Genomic DNA, 16,789 nt, shown 5'->3' on the forward strand with positions numbered 1-16,789 from the left:
ATTCTAAAGCTATTTTCAATTGGTAAATTGTTAAATTTCTACATTATTAAATTTGAAACAAATGTTTCAAACGCTTCTCCCGGATTTTCATTTTTCATAAAATATTCGCCCATCAAAAAGCCATCAAAGCCTTTATTTTTTAAGAATTTAAAATCCTCAAAACTGTAAATTCCACTTTCTGCGACAGATAAAGTTCCGGCCGGAAGAAGATTTTTCAAATCCACAGAATGTTGTAAGTCTACTTTAAAATCTTTCAAATTTCGGTTGTTAATTCCCACCAAATCGATGTTTTTATTAAAATGGTTCAACTCTTCTTCGGTATGAATCTCCAATAAAACTTCCAATCCTAAATCATGAGAAAGTTCCGTGAATTCCTTAACCTGCATCGGCGAAAGACAAGCCGCGATCAACAAAACCACATCAGCGCCGATTGATTTTGCTTCATAAAACTGAAATTCATCAATCATAAAATCTTTCCGTAAAATCGGAATTTGAATTTCATTTTTAATTTTTAAAATATCTTCAAAATTTCCACCAAAAAAATCAGAATCTGTTAAAACTGAAATTCCACTTGCCCCAAATTTTTCATAACTTTTCGCAACTTCCAAAACGTCTGATTGATCATTAATGATTCCTTTGCTAGGAGATTTCCGTTTGAATTCAGCAATAATTCCGGATTTTTGGATTAATGTTTCCTTCAAAGAAAAAGTTCTTCTATCAAAAAAAACCGAATTTTTAAGGCTTTCCAAAGATTTCTGAGATTTTGAAACAGAAATTTCTTCTTTTTTTCTAGCTACAATTTGGTCTAAAATATTCATCTTATTTCAATAGATTTTTTAAACATTGCAATGCTTTTCCACATTCCAAACTGTCTTTCGCCAATGTCAAGCATTCTTCATAATTGCCAAATTTTTCAGTGTTTTTCAAAGCCATTGCTGCATTGGCAACCACCACCGAATTTTGCTCATAAGTTCCGTTTCCTTCTAAAATATTTTTAAAAATTTGTGCAGCATCTTTCTTGGAATTTCCACCGAAAATGCTTTCCTGATCAATGTTTTTAAAACCTAATTCTTCTGCTGAAAAAATATATTCGCCCGTTTTATCAAAAATTTTGGTATCTGAAGTCAACGAAATTTCATCATAGCCATCGAGCGCATGAACGAGCAGAAAATTCTCCTTATTTTTTTGAAGCAAATACTGATAAATCCTCGCAATTTCTAAACTGTATACGCCGATCATCGAAAATTTCGGTTTTGTAGGATTGACAATCGGACCTAAAATATTGAAAAAAGTTCTCAAACCTAAACCTTTTCTCAAAGGCGCAACCGAACGTAAAGCAGGATGAAAAAAAGGCGCATGAAGAAAACAAATGTTGCTTTTGTCCAAATCCTGGCGTAAATCTTCGGAATTTGTTTTGAATTGATAACCCAATTCTTCCAACACATTTGATGATCCCGAAATTGTTGAAACTCCATAATTGCCATGCTTTGCCACTTTCTGTCCGGCTCCCGCAACCACAAAACTCGCGAGTGTGGAGATATTGAAAGTATTTTTCCCGTCGCCTCCTGTTCCCACAATATCAACCAAATCGTGGGTTCCCAAATCTACAGGAACGGAAAGTCGGAGCAAAGCATCGCGAAAACCCTCCATTTCTTCGAGCGTAATGCTGCGCATTAAAAAAACGGTAACGAAAGCCGTGACTTCATTCTCGTTGAATTTATTTTGGGCAATTTCGGTGAGAATAGCTTTTGCTTCGGCTTTTGAAAGCGTATTGTGATTGAATAAATATTGTAATATCTCTTTCATTTTTATTTTTTTTCTGTTCCCAATTTAAGCTAGAAAATTTTCTAAAATCTGCTTTCCATTTGGTGTTAAAATACTTTCCGGATGATACTGAACGGCGTGAACATCGTAGGTTTTGTGTTTCAAACTCATGATCATTCCCTTTTTATCAACACTTGTAATTTCAAGTTCTTCGGGGAAATTTTCGGTATTTACCGCCCAAGAATGATATCTTCCGACTTCTAAAGTTTCAGGCAAATCTTTAAAAAGCTTGTGCTCTTTAATTTGGGTAGATTCCGTGGCGACGCCATGATAAATCTCCGAAAGGTTGATCAAAGTACCGCCAAAAGCCTCCGCAATCGCTTGTTGACCAAGGCAAACTCCGAAAATGGATTTTGTAGGTGCATATTTTTTAATCAAATCCAAAAGAATTCCCGCCTCTTTCGGAATTCCCGGCCCTGGAGAAAGGATGATTTTGTCGTATTTTTCAATCTCTTCCAAAGAAATTTTATCGTTTCGGAAAACGTCAATTTTTTCCTTTACAATTTGTTCAATCATCTGAACCAAATTATAAGTAAAACTGTCGTAATTATCGAGGACTAATATTTTCATATTATTATTTTCAATTTATTAAACTAATTTTTCTGCTTTCAAAATTGCTTTTTTCAACGCGCCAAGTTTGTTATTTACTTCTTGAAGCTCGTTTTCAGGAGTGGATTTTGCCACAATTCCGGCTCCGGCTTGGTAAAAAAGAGTGTTATTTTTACTTAAAAAAGTACGAATCATAATCGCTTGATTGCAACTTCCATCAAAACCGACAAAGCCGATAGATCCACCATAATAGCTTCTGGAAGTCTTTTCGTACTCATCAATCAGCTGCATTGCGCGGTATTTTGGTGCTCCGCTCAAAGTCCCTTGTGGAAAGGTTGTGGCGATCATTTCATAAGGATTTTGATTGTCGGAAACTTCGGTCGTTACTTCCGAAACCATGTGAATCACGTGTGAAAAAAACTGAATTTCTTTCAATTTAGAAACCTTGGTATTTTTTCCCAAAATGCTCAAATCATTTCTCGCCAAATCAACAAGCATCGTGTGCTCCGCGTTTTCTTTGGCATCATTTCGAAGTTCTTCTGCGGCTTTCAAATCATCTTCCACATTTCCGGTTCGTTTGAAAGTTCCGGCAATCGGGTGAATAATTGCATTTCCATTTCTTATAATCAATTGACTTTCAGGACTTGAACCCATAAGTTTATAATCGCCATAATCGAAGAAAAATAAATAAGGAGACGGATTGATATTTCGCAAAGCCCGGTAAACATTGAACTCATCGCCCACAAACTTCTGCTGAAATCTGCGGCTTAAAACCAATTGAAAAACATCACCTCGGAAACAGTGTTTTTTTGCGGTTTCTACTGAATTTTTGTATTCCTCATCGGTTAAATTGGAAGCTTCCTCTCCTATTTTTTGAAATGGAAAAATCGGTGCATTTTTTTGTTGGATTAAATTTTCAATGACGGAAATTTCAGATTTTAGACCTGCGATTTTATTTTCAATCAGGAACATTTCATCATTGTGATGATTGATTGCAATAACATACTGATAAAGACGGTAGCGCAAAAGTGGAATTTTATTTTCCTCAGAAATATCTTTGAATTTTATGTTTTCAAAAAACGGAATCGCATCGTAAGACGTATAGCCAAAAAATCCTTGCGCAGATTTTCCAATCGGTAAATTTGGTGTTTCGCAATGAAAAGATTGAGAAAAATCTTGCAGTAAATCGGTCAGTTTTTCCTTTTCGATATTGATTTTTCTTGCACTTTCCAAAGGAAATTTAATGTGGGCTTCGCTGTAATTTCTGATTTCAATTCCTGCGATGGCATTTACCGCAATAAACGAAAAATTATTATCAGTATTCTGGTTTCCGGCACTTTCCAGAAGTACTGTATCGCGAAATTGGTCACGAAGACGAAGGTAAATTCCAATCGGAGTAAAAAGATCGCTCAACGTCGATTTCACGGTAGTTTTCAGTTGGATATGCTGATTGAATTTCATGTTTTTGTTTGGATTTTTAAATAAAAAAAAAGACTTTAACGCAATGTCAAAGTCTTTTCAGTTTTTTGATAAAAAAAATTTTTACACAAAAGAGCAATGCTCAAGACTTTGAAAGTTTTGAGGCCACCACCAGTTTGTATTGTTGATCGTTTTCATTGGTACAAATGTATAAATGTTTTTCAAAAAAACTACATTTTTTCAAAAATTTTTAAATTATCCCATCACAGAAACGCCAATCAGCCTTCCAATACCGAAAGTTATTGCCGCCGCCAAAAGTCCGAAAATCACTTGTCTCATTCCGGAAAACCAAATGCTTTTTCCTGTAAAAAGTGTGATTGCAGAACCAATTAAAAATAGTCCAATCGCACTGAAACCTGCGCTTAAAAGAACAGCTTTCGTTCCGCCCCAAAAGAAAAACGGAAGAACAGGAATTACGGCACCCACTGCAAAAAGAAAGAATGATGCTAAAGCAGCTTCCATTGCGGAGCCTTTTAGTTCCTGAACATTAATTCCCAATTCTTCCTGAACTAAAAACTTATGGGCCGAAGATTTATCGCTTATCATCTCTTCTGCCATTTTTTCTGCCTGCTGTTGCGGGATTCCTTTTGCACGGTAGATAAGGGCGATTTCTTTCTTTTCTCCTTCGGGATTTACTTCCAATTCATCCATTTCCAGCGACATTTGATTTTCGTACACTTCTTTAGAACTTTGGACTGAAATCCACTCGCCAAGTGCCATGGAAAGCGCTCCGGCTAATAATCCGGCTAAACCGGTGAGCAAAACTTCACTTTGCCCCGAAGTTGCCCCCGCAATTCCCATCACAAGAGAGAAATTAGAAACCAAGCCGTCATTTCCGCCCAAAACAGCTGCTCGCAACGCATTTCCACCTACAGAACGGTGTCTTTTTTCAAATCTTGAAAGGGCATTTCCCGCAATTTTCGGATTGTTTTCTAAAATAGTTTCCAGAATTTTCACATGTGCGGTATCTGAAATTGAGGACGGTGTTCCGGTATTTTTCCTTGCTTTTCCAATAGAAGTTGCCAGACTTTTTTCGGTATCCATTAATACTCCCAAAACATAGTCATAGCCAATGATGGAACCGATAAATTTCAAAGTTTTTGCCCTTCCCGAAGGTTTTGGTAATTGATTTTCATTGAGTCCTGACTTTTTTAGAAAAGCAACAGCGTGAGATTTCTCGATTTCGCTCATCTGCTGAAAGACGTCTTTCACATTCTGATCTTCTTCTTTTTCCGCTAAAAGTTCGTAGAGAAAAGAAGCATCTACCTCGGTTTGTATATTTTTTAAATTCATTTTTTTATGTTTTTAGTATTTAATAAAAATCATTTGCATTTAAACAAATTTACTGATTTTCAACCTCATCGAATCTTATTCTTCTACATTTTTGATGGCCATCAGCAAAGGGTATGCACCTTTAATCACAAATTTTCTTCTAGCATTTTTGGAATCGAAATTCAGAAGTTCGGTAAAACCATTTTCAGAATTGCCGATATTTACAGCAAACATTTTGTAAGTTCTTGGTTTTACTTCTTCGAAAATATACTGTTTGTTCTCCCAAGTTACGATGGCATCATCGGGAATGACAAAACCTTCTTCCGCATTCACTTCGACTTCCGCATTCATGAAAGTTCCGGGAATTAATAATTCATTTTTATCATTGAGGTCACAATGTACAGTCACACTCCGGTCTGCAGCGAAATCTTTTCCGATAACTTTTACGGTAGCAGCATATTTTTTCTCCGGATTTTGGTTCGTATAGGCATATACCTGTTGTCCCATAGAAATTTTACCGAGGTCTTTTTCGAAAACTTTCAGTTCAAGATGCATCACATTATTGTTGATAATGGTGTAAAGTACTTCCGCTGGGGAAACATACTGACCCACTGAAACATTCACTGTAGAAATATATCCGGAAATAGGTGCGGTAACTGAAATACTCTTCTGAATATTTCCTGCATTGACACGTTCTGCATTAATCCCATAAGAACGCAGCTGTGAAGCAATACCGTGAACTGCAGCATTCTGATTTTGCGTCTCATTCAATGCTCGCTGCGTTACTTTGCTGGAACTTGCTTGGTACTGATTGAGGTATTTTTGTCTTTCATAATCTTTCTGCGCATAGCTAAGTCCGGATTTCGCCTGAAGGTAATCCTGTTGAAGCTTTGCCAATTCCGGATTTTCGACAACGGCCAACGTTTGACCTTTTGCGACATAATTTCCCGGCATAAATCTGGTCAACTTCACAATACCGCCGGACGGAGACGAGACACCTGACATCGATTGCGGTGGCACACCGATCTGACCAGAAAGCATGATTTTGTTGGCAATATTCAGGTTTCCGAGCGTTTTGGTTTCTATGCCTGCATTTTTCTGTTGCAAATCAGTAAGCGCAATCTGATCACCGGAAACAGCAAAAGTTTGTTTAGCTTCTGTCTCTTCCTTCTTTGAACAAGAGAAGATGAGCGCAGCAGTCACTATTATTGTTATGTATTTTTTCATTGATGATGATTTTTATTATTCACCTTTTAAGGCTTTCAGTTCTATGATTTTTTCGTTAAAAAGTTTTTGAGCATCAATGTAGCGGCTCTGGATTTCAAGGCTCTGATTGACGAGCATGGTGTATTCCAAGTAGTCGATTTCGCCTTCCTTTAAAAGCAAATTTGCGGTAAACAGAATCGTTTCTGCATTTTTCAGACCTTTACTTTTGTAATATTCCAATTCGGATTTCAGTTTCTGGTATTCAGCGAAAGTCTTGGCGTATTGATTTTTAAAATTCTTCACAGCTAATTGATAATTATTTTCTGCGATCTGCTGATTCACTTTCTGACCTTCGATTACCGATTTCTGAGCAGAATTAAATACCGGCAAACCAACACCAATCATACCGCTCTGGAAGCGTTTTCCGCGGTCGTAGAATCGCTCATCCGCCCCAAAACCGTATTGAGTAGCAGAGGTTACTCCCACATTAAAACTAGGTAAAAGCTTTGTTTTTTCAGCGTTTAGTTTAGCATTTTCAATGTTTTTCTGCTGTTCAAGCTGTTTCAGAACAATAGGATTTCCTTCATAATCGTCATCATCGGTCAATTGCATGTCATAAAAACCACCTTTGCTGTTGGTATAAGTCTCCGCATCATTAATTAAATAATTAAATTGATATAGTGATACTTCCCTATCTTTTCTTAAATTTTGTAACTGAATTTCCGCCTGACTTCTGTAGTTTTCTGCTGTGGTTTTTTCAAGAATGTTTGTTTCTCCGGCGCGTAATCGCTGTTCCGCTCTCCGGTAATATCCAGAATAAATACTGTCGGCTTTTTCAAGAAGTTTCTGCTTTTCGTCCAGATAACCAAGACTGTTGTAAACCAATGCAAGATCCCGTTTCAAATACGATTTCTGAACATCCAAACTCAACATTGCATTTTTCCATTCTTCCATCAAAACCTGATTTTGGCTTTTGTAGAATTTCGGCAACCGTAGTGTTTGGTGCACTGAAACAGCGTTGTCGACATAAGCAGAATTCATCTGACCGATTTCCGCGGTGATACTCAAAGGATCAATTACCGAAGCAGATTTTTTAATCCTATCCTGATATTCTATTCTAAGTTGACCGGATGTGATACTGAGATTATTCTCAATGGCTTTCTCATGAGCAGTTTCCAGAGAAACTGGTGTCTGCGAAAAGACCCTGAAAATAAACAATATGGGTATGATGATTAGATATTTTGTTTTCATAATTTTAAATTTGTTCATCCAGATTAAGTTTTTTTGTCTTTTGTGGAAAATGTTTTTCAAACCATATATAAACAGTAGGCAAAATGAAGAGCGTAAGGAAAGTTGCGAGCAACAAACCTCCAATAACTACTGTAGCAAGTGGCCTTTGCACTTCCGCGCCTTCGCCCTGACTTAAAGCCATCGGTAAAAATCCAAGAGAAGCTACCAAAGCCGTCATTAAAACCGGACGCAGTCTCATTTTTCCGCCTATGCGCACTACTTCGTTCAAATCTGAATAAACCTGTTTCTGTCGGTTGAATTCTGCAATCAGTACAATTCCGTTAAGCACCGCAACACCAAATAGCGCGATAAAACCTACTCCCGCAGAAATACTGAAATTCATTCCGCGCAACCAAAGAGAAAGAATTCCACCAATAGCGGACAACGGAATTGTTGTGAAAATAATCAGTCCATATTTCACTGAGCTGAATGCGAAATAAAGCATCAAAATAATTAATATCAAACTTGCCGGAACTGCGATTCCCAAACGTTTCTGCGCCTGTTGAAGATTCTCAAAGGTTCCTCCATATTTGACGGTGTAGCCGACAGGAAGTTTCAGATCTTTATCGACTGTCTTTTGAAGATCCGTCACCGTCGACTGGATGTCGCGACCTTTTACATTGAAACCGACAATGATTCTCCGGTGCGCTTCCTCACGCTGAATTTGGTTTACACTTTCCTTTATTTCCACTTGAGCTACAGCACTCAAAGGAATTTCACCTCCGGTAGGCGACGGAATCAGCAGATTTTTCACATCTTCTATATTTTTTCGCAAATTACCATCAAGCCGAACCACCAAATCGAATTTTTTCTCTTCTTCGAAAACAGAGCCTGCGCTTTGACCTGCAAAAGCTGTATTTACCAATCTGTTGACGTCACCGATATTCAGTCCATACTGAGAAAGTGCGGCTCGGTTGTATTCAATTACAATTTGTGGCATTCCCGAAACTGGTTCTACATAAATGTTTTCGGCTCCTTTAATTTTCTTTGAAATTTCGCCAAGTTTATTTGCGTAAATCTTCAGTGAATCGAGATTTTCGCCGAAGATTTTACACACGACATCTTGTCTGGCGCCTGTCATCAATTCATTAAATCTCATGTTCACCGGATATTGGAAAGAATAGGTAACGCCAATAAGGTTTTTCTTGAGTTCTGTAGACATTTTTTCGGCAAGTTCATCATAAGATTTTGCTGAAGTCCATTCTTTGCGTGGCTTCAGGATAATCATCATATCACTTGCATCGATAGGCATAGGATCTGTTGGGATCTCGCTACTTCCGGTTTTTCCTACAATTTTTTCGATTTCTGGGAATTTTTTTAGGAGAATCTGCTGGCTTTTCAAAACTGCTTCAGTTGAAGTTTTAAGATTACTTCCCGGCAAAACCCGTGTATCCACTGCGAAATCTCCTTCAGGAAGTGTGGGAATAAATTCGCCTCCTAATTTGGTCATGATGAAAGCCGAAATAAAAAAAAGAGTAATCACACCGAAAAACAAAGGATTCTGATATTTTAAAACTTTTTTTAGAATTTTATCATAACCAACTTCTAGTTTTTCCATCATCCGGTCTGCATAATTCTTTTTGTGGGATATTTTCTTTGAAAGAAATAGGGCACTCATCATTGGAACATAGGTTAATGAGAGAATAAAGGCCCCTAAAAGTGCAAAAATAACCGTCTGTGCCATCGGTTTAAACATTTTACCTTCTACTCCTTCCAACGTCAGAATCGGCAGATAAACCATAAGAATAATAATCTGACCGAATACTGCGGAATTCATCATTTTTCCTGCCGAAGCCTGTACGGTTTCATCCATTTCTTTTGAACTGAGCATATTTTTGGTCACCAAAGTTGGTCCGTGAAGACGATGAAGGATTGCTTCAACAATAATAACAGCTCCATCTACGATTAATCCGAAATCTAAAGCACCCAAACTCATCAGGTTTCCGCTGACGTTGAAAATATTCATCATGATAAATGCAAACAACATGGAAAGCGGGATGACGGAGGAAACGATAAAGCCAGCTCGCAGGTTCCCGAGAAAAAGTACTAGAACAAAAATAACGATCAGCGCCCCTTCAATAAGGTTTTTCGAAACGGTTGAAATGGCGTTGTTGACCATTTTAGTTCGGTCTAGGAAAGGTTCGATCATTACTCCTTCAGGAAGTGTTTTCTTTATTTCTTCGATCCTTGTTTTCACTTTGCCGATAACTTCATTGGAATTGGCGCCTTTCATCATCATCACTACAGCGCCGGCTACCTCTCCTTTTCCGTTATACGTCATCGCACCGTACCGTATCGCATTTCCGTACTGTACTTTTCCTATGTTTTCAATCAGGATAGGAGTTCCATCGGGAAGGTTTTTGACAACAGTTTTTTCAATGTCTTTAATTTTCCCCATCAATCCTTCCGTCCGGATGTAGAGAATCGTAGGTCCTTTTTCAATATAAGCACCACCGGTATTCTGGTTATTGTTTTCCAGTGCAGTGAAAACTTCCTGCATTGTAACGCCCATTGATTTAAGTTGTGCCGGATTCACCGCAACTTCATACTGTTTCAGATTTCCTCCAAAACTGGCAACATCTGCCACTCCATCGGTGCCGAGAAGCTGTCTTCTCACAATCCAATCCTGAATCGTACGGAGTTCCATAGCATTGTAACGGTGTTCGTAGCCTGTTTTTGGGCGGACGATGTACTGATAAATTTCGCCCAGACCTGTGGAAATAGGTGCCATTTCAGGAACGCCGAGTGTTTTAGGAATGTCTTTTGAAACATTCTGTAACCTTTCTGAAACCTGTTGTCTTGCAAGATACAGATCTACCCCTTCCTCGAAGACAATCGTAACCACTGAAAGTCCGAATCGGGAAAAACTCCGCATTTGTTTAATGCCCTGAATATTGTTCATCGACTGTTCCAAAGGGAAAGTGATGAAGCGTTCTATATCGGGCGCTCCCAAACTTGGGGAGGTGGTGATGAGCTGTACCTGATTGTCAGTAATATCAGGCACTGCATCAATGGGCAATTTCCTGAGTTCTATTATTCCATAAATTATCCAGCCGAATGTCATCAGTATGATGATCAGCTTATTTTTTATAGAAAAACTGATGATTTTGTCTAACATTATTTCACATTAAAAATTAATAAATCACTAAGTAAAGTTACAAACTAATAGGCTCATTTTAAACATCTTATGATATTCAAAAGCCTTAAATGACATTAATTATTATCATGATCGCCTCCAAGTTCAGAAGTTTTTCCATCAAGATTTTGAACCGAAGCGTCGCTACGGATTTCCGTATGCCGGATTTCGCCTCCTGTTGTACCCGCTTTCTGGGCAAAAAACAAGGCAATCAATCCCAATACGCCTATGATAAAAGGCATGATTTTAGAAAAAGTATAATTTTTGAAACTCATAAAAAGTGCTGCGATGCTGATTCCGCCTAAAACATAAGACAGACCGGCAAAAAATTCGGCGGCTTCCTCATGGGTTTTAATTAGACGCTCCGCAACACCGGGAAGATTTTCAACGCCTTCTTCGGCACCTTCTCCGGTTGCCATTGCTGCAACTGATGCAAGTGCACCTAAAATAAATATGAAATAAGCATTTCGTTTGGAAACTTCGGTTTTAGTAAAAATACCGATGATAAGAAGAACTAATCCTGCTACAGGAAATATGATGGGCAAATGGTTAACCACCAAATGCAAATGTGTATTGTTCATTTTGTATGATTTTGAAATTTAAATAATAATGAATTGCGAAATCCTTTCAGTAAATGGTTTTACTGAAAAATATTTCTTAGGCTGTAATTATTACTTAAGCTAAAATCGGAGGACGGAAAATAGATGCTAACGGATTGGAAGCATAATTGGGACTGTAAGAAAAAATAGATGTTTTCTCAATAAAAATTTCTGGAATCTCCAAAGTAAAACCAATATGTTCGGGAAGCGTAAGATGAGTAATGGAAAAACAATTGGCTTCGTGAGTTTTGAACGGCAGTTTCATATCCTGCTTGTAATCCGCATCTTTTGTTTGTTTTTTCAGATAATGCAGATTAACGAAGGAAAAAAAAGTGGTGTTTTTATTGGTGATAGTATGCGAAATATAATGTTCTACCAGATTAGGCAACTTCAGCAATTCCTTTACTTCTGTAAAAGAAAAAAGGTAAACACAAAGTAGAAAATAAATAACCGACCGCTTCACATTACAAATGTACACATTTCACCAAATTAATATTCAAACAGTTACCAATTTGTAATTACTTTAAATAAAAATTAACCGAGCCAATTTCTTAAAAGTAAAGTGGAAAATTAATTGGAAATTTCTATTTTTGCTCAAATTAAATTTATTATGAAAAAATTATTTGCAATCGCATTCATCGGAAGTTTGGTATTGGCAAGCTGCGCTAAAAAAGAAACATCAACAGAAAGCAACGTGATGTTGGAAGAACCTGAAGTAACAGTAACTGATACTGCAAAAGCCGCTCCTGCTCCTGTTGCAGCGACTCCAGTAGCGACAGATTCTGCAACCGCAAAATAAATGCTATGAAAAAAGCTTTGATTTTAGGTTTAGCTATTTCGCTGGCCATTTCCTGTTCGAAATCTGAATCATCATCCATTCCGGATCACAACGATATAACGGTAACTTCAACTCCAGAACCAGTTGTGAAGAAAGATTCCATCGGAGATTTAACCAAAAATATCGACGAAGGAAAAGCTTTAATTGAAGGTGCAGATTGTTTGACCTGTCACAAAAGTGAGGAAAAACTTATCGGCCCATCTTATCTGGATATCGCAGGAAAATATGAAAATAATCCTGCAAATGTAGATTTGCTTGCAGAGAAAATTATTGCTGGCGGAAGTGGCGTTTGGGGAAGTATTCCCATGTCGGCGCATCCAGGCATGAGCAAGGAGAATGCAAAGAAAATGGTAACCTATATTTTAAGCTTAAAAAATTAAAATCAAAAAAAAGAGAGAAAGCAGTCAATTATTGGCTGCTTTTTTTGTTTAAAAACCAATCAAAAATTCAGAGAAAATCACTAAATTTGCAGACTTAAAAAGCAAGAAAACATGCAGTTATCAGAACAGGAAATCATTAGACGAGAAAAGTTAGCAACCCTTGAGAAAATGGGAATTGATGCTTTTCCGGCGGAAGAATATAAAATCACCGAAACTACTAAATCCATTAAAGAAAACTTTGGCGAAGGCAAAAAAGTGCAAATCGCAGGACGTTTAATGAGCCGTAGAATTCAAGGTAAAGCTAGTTTTGCTGAACTGCAGGATTCCGAAGGTAGAATTCAGGTATATTTCAACCGCGATGAGATTTGTCCGGGTGATGATAAAACGCTTTATAATGAGGTTTACAAGCATCTTTTAGACATCGGGGACATCATCGGAATTGAAGGGGAACTCTTCAAAACCCAAGTTGGAGAAATGACCGTGAAAGTTGAAAATTTCAAATTGCTTACGAAATCTTTAAGACCACTACCCCAACCTAGAACCGATGAAAACGGCGTGGTACACGATGCTTTCAACGATCCTGAATTAAGATACAGACAGCGTTATGTAGATTTAACGGTGAATCCTCATGTAAAGGAAACTTTCGTGAAAAGAACAAAAATGTATAACGCAATGCGTCAGTTTTTCAATGATGCAGGTTATATCGAAGTGGAAACTCCGGTGCTACAAGCTATTCCCGGTGGTGCTGCGGCAAGACCGTTCATTACCCACCACAACGCTTTAGACATTCCTTTATACATGAGAATTGCCAATGAATTATATTTGAAAAGATTGATCGTTGGTGGTTTTGACGGTGTTTATGAATTCTCAAAAAACTTCAGAAATGAAGGGATGGACAGAACGCACAACCCGGAATTTACCGTAATGGAAATTTATGTGGCGTACAAAGATTACTATTGGATGATGGATTTCACGGAAAGGATGATCGAACATTGCGCAATCGCGGTGAATGGAACCACTAAAGCAAAATTCGGCGATCAGGAAATAGATTTCAAAGCACCATTTGCTCGAATTTCAATGACCGATGCGATTTTGAAATTCACCGGTTTTGATATCACAGAAAAAACAGAACAAGAACTTTACGATTTTGCAAAATCCATTGGGATTGAAGTGAACGAAACGATGGGTAAAGGAAAACTGATCGATGAAATTTTCGGTGAAAAATGCGAAGGAAACTTCATTCAGCCGACTTTCATTACTGATTATCCGATTGAAATGTCGCCATTAACCAAAAAACACAGAAGCAAAGAAGGTTTAACGGAAAGATTTGAATTAATGGTTTGTGGTAAAGAAATCGCAAACGCTTATTCAGAATTAAATGATCCGATTGACCAAAGAGAACGTTTCGAAGAGCAGCTAAAACTTTCCGAAAAAGGTGACGACGAAGCGATGTTTATCGACAACGATTTCTTAAGAGCTTTGGAATACGGAATGCCGCCAACTTCAGGACTTGGAATCGGAATGGATCGTTTGATTATGTTCCTTACCAACAACGCATCCATCCAGGAAGTGTTGCTTTTCCCACAAATGAAACCTGAAAAAGCTGCTCCACAATTCGAATTGGATGAAGATGAAAAATTGGTTTTGGAAATCCTTAATTCCCAAGAAGAACCGATGAATTTGGCCGATGTAAAAACAAAAAGCCAACTTTCCGGTAAAAAATGGGATAAAGCGACGAAAAATTTAACCAAAAACAATTTGATTAAAGTTGAAAAAACTGATGATCAAGTTTTGATGAGATTAGCTTAATTCAATTCAGAAATATTGATATAAAAAACGGACTTCGGTTCGTTTTTTTTTGTTAAATCACTTTCGTTGTCTGCTAAATGAGAACATTAAATAAAATAAAAACGGCAAAATAAACATTGAACCCAAAACCAAAGCCCAACCCAAAGCAGAAATCGTTTTCGGTGAAGCCGCGTTTTCCAACAAAGAAAGATGTTGCCCATTTCCTAGAAGAATAATATCCGGATTATGCTGATAAGTTGCAGCAACCAAAATCATCACCACTTGGAAACCTGCTAAAACCCTTACTGGAAGTAATTTTTCACGCTTCATTGCTCTTAAAATTAAACCTAAACAAATCGTTGCAAAAACCGAAGCGATAATTCCAATTGGTTTAGAGAAAACCCAGGTCAACAAAGGAATATCTGACAAATACGCGGTTAGAAAAACCAAAATTCCTGTAATCACCACAAAAACCATCGTTTGTTTGGATTTTTTTATCATTAAATTCAATTCAAGCCGATCGCTGGTTTCTCTTAAAGCAAAAACTGAAGCCAGATAAGCGCAAATAGAAACCGTAAAACAACCTACCGCAACTCCGAACCAATTCAACCAACTGAAGACATATAAATCGAGAAAATGTGTCGCTTCCGGATGAATAGAATGCGAAATGGTAGCCGCTGCTATCAACCCTAAAAAAAATGGAGTCAGCAAACTGGAATAATAAAATATTTGAGTATAAACTGCTTGCCAATCATCTTTCACAGCGTCATAATGCCTAAAAGTAAATGCTGTTCCGCGCGCAATAATTCCCAGAAGCATCAAAACCAACGGAATATGTAAATAAATAGAAAGCGTAGTGTAAATTTCGGGAAAACCTACAAACAGAATAACAATCGCGATAATCAGCCACATGTGATTGGCCTCCCAAACGGGCGCAATGGATTCGTACATGAGATTTTTGGTTTTAGCACGATTGCTTTTTCGGGTAAAAAATTCCACAATTCCTGCCCCGAAATCCGCTCCACCGAAAATAATATACAAACAGATCGAAAGCCAAAGAAAACCGATTACAACGTAGATCATGATGGTTTGTTTTTAGAATTAAACTGTGGGTCTGTAGGATCATAAAGTTTCGGAACCATTTGAATTTGTCGCTTCAAAAGGAAAACAATAATGCACGACAAGGAAACAAAAATCGCTGTGAAAAAATAAAAAGAATACTGAATTCCCGGCATTGGAGTTACCGCGTCGGCAGTTCGCATGATTCCGTAAATAATCCAAGGTTGTCGCCCAACTTCAGTGACCGTCCAACCCGCTTCCAATGCGATATATCCGAAAGGCGTCGCAAACAAAAACATCTTTAAAAGCCAATTTTTAGTGAGCCAATTTTTCTTAAAAAATACTGCGTACAAATAAATTCCACCGATGATAATCATCACCACACCAAAGAAAATCATGATTTGAAAAGCATAATGAACCACGGCAACCGGCGGCCATTCGTTCCGCGGGAAATCTTTCAATCCTTTTACTTCTGCATTAAAATCGTTGCTTACCAAAAAACTCAATACTTTCGGGATTTTCAGAGCATATTTTATTTTAGCTTTTTCCTCATCGGGAATTCCGCCAATCACGAAAGCGGCACCTTTTTCTGTATCGAAATGTGCTTCCATCGCGGCCAATTTTATCGGTTGTCTTTCTGCTACCGATTTCGCAGCCACATCACCACTTATCGGCGCTCCGAAAGCACCAATCAAGGCAAAACCCGCTGCAATTTTGAAAGCTTTGGTATGAAATTCTACATTTTTTTTCTTTAAGATTAAATAAGCATGAACTCCAGCAACAGCAAATCCGGTCGCACAAAAAGCAGCTACCGTCATGTGAAAAGCCTGCGGAAACCACGCTTCATTGAACATCGCTTTAATCGGATCGATATTTTGATATTTCCCGTCGATATAATCAAAACCCGCTGGAGAATTCATCCAAGCATTTGCCGCCACAACCAAAATTCCGGAAGCTAAACCACTGATACCAACTAAAAACCCACAAAACCAATGAAACCATTTGTTGAATTTTTCCCATCCGTAAAGGAAAAATCCCAGCGCGATGGCTTCAATAAAAAAAGCGGTTCCTTCTAATGAAAAAGGCATCCCGAAAATAGGACCTGCATGTTTCATAAATCCCGGCCAAAGCAATCCCAATTCAAAAGAAAGCATCGTTCCGGAAACAGCTCCTGTTGCAAACAAAATCGCCACACCTTTACTCCAGGCTTTGGTAAGTCCTTTGTAGATAAGGTTTCCGGTTTTTAAATATTTCCAATGTGCAAAAGCCATCAAAAAAGGCATCACCATACCAACACAGGAAAAAATAATATGAAAACCAAGCGACATGGCCATCTGAGAGCGTGCTGCGATGAAATCATCCATGATTT

The 16,789-nt window shown here is 37.9% G+C and carries 15 protein-coding genes; 3 read left to right on the forward strand and 12 right to left on the reverse strand.

Features of this window, described 5'->3' with window-relative positions:
- Nucleotides 1-38: 38 nt before the first annotated feature.
- The 10 genes from trpC to NOV28_RS04405 all read right to left on the reverse strand — a co-directional run bounded on the left by trpC (nt 39) and on the right by NOV28_RS04405 (nt 11,833).
- Nucleotides 39-818 carry an indole-3-glycerol phosphate synthase TrpC gene (gene trpC, locus NOV28_RS04365; protein WP_255927938.1) on the reverse strand — a complete coding sequence of 260 codons (780 nt, stop codon included), beginning with the start codon at nt 816-818 and terminating at the stop codon, nt 39-41.
- A 1-nt stretch (nt 819) separates the two neighbouring features.
- Nucleotides 820-1,806: an anthranilate phosphoribosyltransferase gene (trpD, locus tag NOV28_RS04370; protein ID WP_255927940.1), complete on the reverse strand. Its 987-nt coding sequence runs from the start codon at nt 1,804-1,806 to the stop codon at nt 820-822.
- A 24-nt stretch (nt 1,807-1,830) separates the two neighbouring features.
- A complete protein-coding gene (locus NOV28_RS04375; RefSeq protein ID WP_255927942.1) occupies nt 1,831-2,394 on the reverse strand; it encodes an anthranilate synthase component II in 564 nt (187 codons plus the stop codon).
- An 18-nt stretch (nt 2,395-2,412) separates the two neighbouring features.
- Nucleotides 2,413-3,834, reverse strand: a complete 1,422-nt coding sequence (locus NOV28_RS04380) for an anthranilate synthase component I family protein (RefSeq protein ID WP_255927944.1) — start codon at nt 3,832-3,834, stop codon at nt 2,413-2,415.
- Nucleotides 3,835-4,047: 213 nt separating this feature from the next.
- The gene (locus NOV28_RS04385; protein WP_255927967.1) at nt 4,048-5,145 is read right to left on the reverse strand and encodes a VIT1/CCC1 transporter family protein; all 1,098 of its coding nucleotides are present in this window, start codon (nt 5,143-5,145) and stop codon (nt 4,048-4,050) included.
- A gap of 75 nt (nt 5,146-5,220) precedes the next feature.
- Nucleotides 5,221-6,351: an efflux RND transporter periplasmic adaptor subunit gene (locus NOV28_RS04390; protein WP_255927969.1), complete on the reverse strand. Its 1,131-nt coding sequence runs from the start codon at nt 6,349-6,351 to the stop codon at nt 5,221-5,223.
- Between the two features lie 15 nt (nt 6,352-6,366).
- Nucleotides 6,367-7,581, reverse strand: coding sequence for a TolC family protein (locus tag NOV28_RS11240; RefSeq protein WP_380265096.1), 1,215 nt, complete (start codon nt 7,579-7,581; stop codon nt 6,367-6,369).
- Between the two features lie 4 nt (nt 7,582-7,585).
- Nucleotides 7,586-10,738, reverse strand: coding sequence for an efflux RND transporter permease subunit (locus NOV28_RS04395; RefSeq protein WP_380265098.1), 3,153 nt, complete (start codon nt 10,736-10,738; stop codon nt 7,586-7,588).
- Between the two features lie 95 nt (nt 10,739-10,833).
- Nucleotides 10,834-11,337: a DUF2231 domain-containing protein gene (locus tag NOV28_RS04400; protein WP_255927971.1), complete on the reverse strand. Its 504-nt coding sequence runs from the start codon at nt 11,335-11,337 to the stop codon at nt 10,834-10,836.
- Nucleotides 11,338-11,431: 94 nt separating this feature from the next.
- Nucleotides 11,432-11,833, reverse strand: a complete 402-nt coding sequence (locus NOV28_RS04405) for a hypothetical protein (RefSeq protein ID WP_255927973.1) — start codon at nt 11,831-11,833, stop codon at nt 11,432-11,434.
- Nucleotides 11,834-11,965: 132 nt separating this feature from the next.
- On the opposite strand from NOV28_RS04405, the gene NOV28_RS04410 reads away from it, so the two are divergent.
- The 3 genes from NOV28_RS04410 (at nt 11,966) to lysS (ending at nt 14,382) form a co-directional block, all read left to right on the forward strand.
- Nucleotides 11,966-12,154 (forward strand): hypothetical protein, encoded by a 189-nt coding sequence (locus NOV28_RS04410; protein WP_255927975.1) that lies wholly within the window; start codon nt 11,966-11,968, stop codon nt 12,152-12,154.
- A gap of 5 nt (nt 12,155-12,159) precedes the next feature.
- Nucleotides 12,160-12,573: a c-type cytochrome gene (locus NOV28_RS04415; protein WP_255927977.1), complete on the forward strand. Its 414-nt coding sequence runs from the start codon at nt 12,160-12,162 to the stop codon at nt 12,571-12,573.
- Between the two features lie 111 nt (nt 12,574-12,684).
- Nucleotides 12,685-14,382, forward strand: a complete 1,698-nt coding sequence (gene lysS, locus NOV28_RS04420) for a lysine--tRNA ligase (protein ID WP_255927979.1) — start codon at nt 12,685-12,687, stop codon at nt 14,380-14,382.
- Nucleotides 14,383-14,439: 57 nt separating this feature from the next.
- On the opposite strand, the gene NOV28_RS04425 is transcribed toward lysS, so the two are convergent.
- Together NOV28_RS04425 and NOV28_RS04430 are read right to left on the reverse strand one after the other, a co-directional pair.
- Nucleotides 14,440-15,444 carry a cytochrome d ubiquinol oxidase subunit II gene (locus NOV28_RS04425; protein WP_255927981.1) on the reverse strand — a complete coding sequence of 335 codons (1,005 nt, stop codon included), beginning with the start codon at nt 15,442-15,444 and terminating at the stop codon, nt 14,440-14,442.
- Nucleotides 15,441-16,784, reverse strand: a complete 1,344-nt coding sequence (locus tag NOV28_RS04430; protein WP_255927983.1) for a cytochrome ubiquinol oxidase subunit I — start codon at nt 16,782-16,784, stop codon at nt 15,441-15,443. Before NOV28_RS04430 ends, NOV28_RS04425 begins: the two co-directional genes overlap by 4 nt.
- Nucleotides 16,785-16,789: the final 5 nt, after the last annotated feature.

The sequence above is a fragment of the Kaistella montana genome (assembly GCF_024436175.1).
GTDB classification, from domain to species: domain Bacteria; phylum Bacteroidota; class Bacteroidia; order Flavobacteriales; family Weeksellaceae; genus Kaistella; species Kaistella montana.

Bases quoted from the DNA above. Each gene is read 5' to 3' on its own strand.
- trpC (WP_255927938.1), bottom strand. From the start codon at position 818: ATGAATATTTTAGACCAAATTGTAGCTAGAAAAAAAGAAGAAATTTCT.
- trpD (WP_255927940.1), bottom strand. From the start codon at position 1,806: ATGAAAGAGATATTACAATATTTATTCAATCACAATACGCTTTCAAAA.
- NOV28_RS04375 (WP_255927942.1), bottom strand. From the start codon at position 2,394: ATGAAAATATTAGTCCTCGATAATTACGACAGTTTTACTTATAATTTG.
- NOV28_RS04380 (WP_255927944.1), bottom strand. From the start codon at position 3,834: ATGAAATTCAATCAGCATATCCAACTGAAAACTACCGTGAAATCGACG.
- NOV28_RS04385 (WP_255927967.1), bottom strand. From the start codon at position 5,145: ATGAATTTAAAAAATATACAAACCGAGGTAGATGCTTCTTTTCTCTAC.
- NOV28_RS04390 (WP_255927969.1), bottom strand. From the start codon at position 6,351: ATGAAAAAATACATAACAATAATAGTGACTGCTGCGCTCATCTTCTCT.
- NOV28_RS11240 (WP_380265096.1), bottom strand. From the start codon at position 7,581: ATGAAAACAAAATATCTAATCATCATACCCATATTGTTTATTTTCAGG.
- NOV28_RS04395 (WP_380265098.1), bottom strand. From the start codon at position 10,738: ATGTTAGACAAAATCATCAGTTTTTCTATAAAAAATAAGCTGATCATC.
- NOV28_RS04400 (WP_255927971.1), bottom strand. From the start codon at position 11,337: ATGAACAATACACATTTGCATTTGGTGGTTAACCATTTGCCCATCATA.
- NOV28_RS04410 (WP_255927975.1), top strand. From the start codon at position 11,966: ATGAAAAAATTATTTGCAATCGCATTCATCGGAAGTTTGGTATTGGCA.
- NOV28_RS04415 (WP_255927977.1), top strand. From the start codon at position 12,160: ATGAAAAAAGCTTTGATTTTAGGTTTAGCTATTTCGCTGGCCATTTCC.
- lysS (WP_255927979.1), top strand. From the start codon at position 12,685: ATGCAGTTATCAGAACAGGAAATCATTAGACGAGAAAAGTTAGCAACC.
- NOV28_RS04425 (WP_255927981.1), bottom strand. From the start codon at position 15,444: ATGATCTACGTTGTAATCGGTTTTCTTTGGCTTTCGATCTGTTTGTAT.
- NOV28_RS04430 (WP_255927983.1), bottom strand. From the start codon at position 16,784: ATGGATGATTTCATCGCAGCACGCTCTCAGATGGCCATGTCGCTTGGT.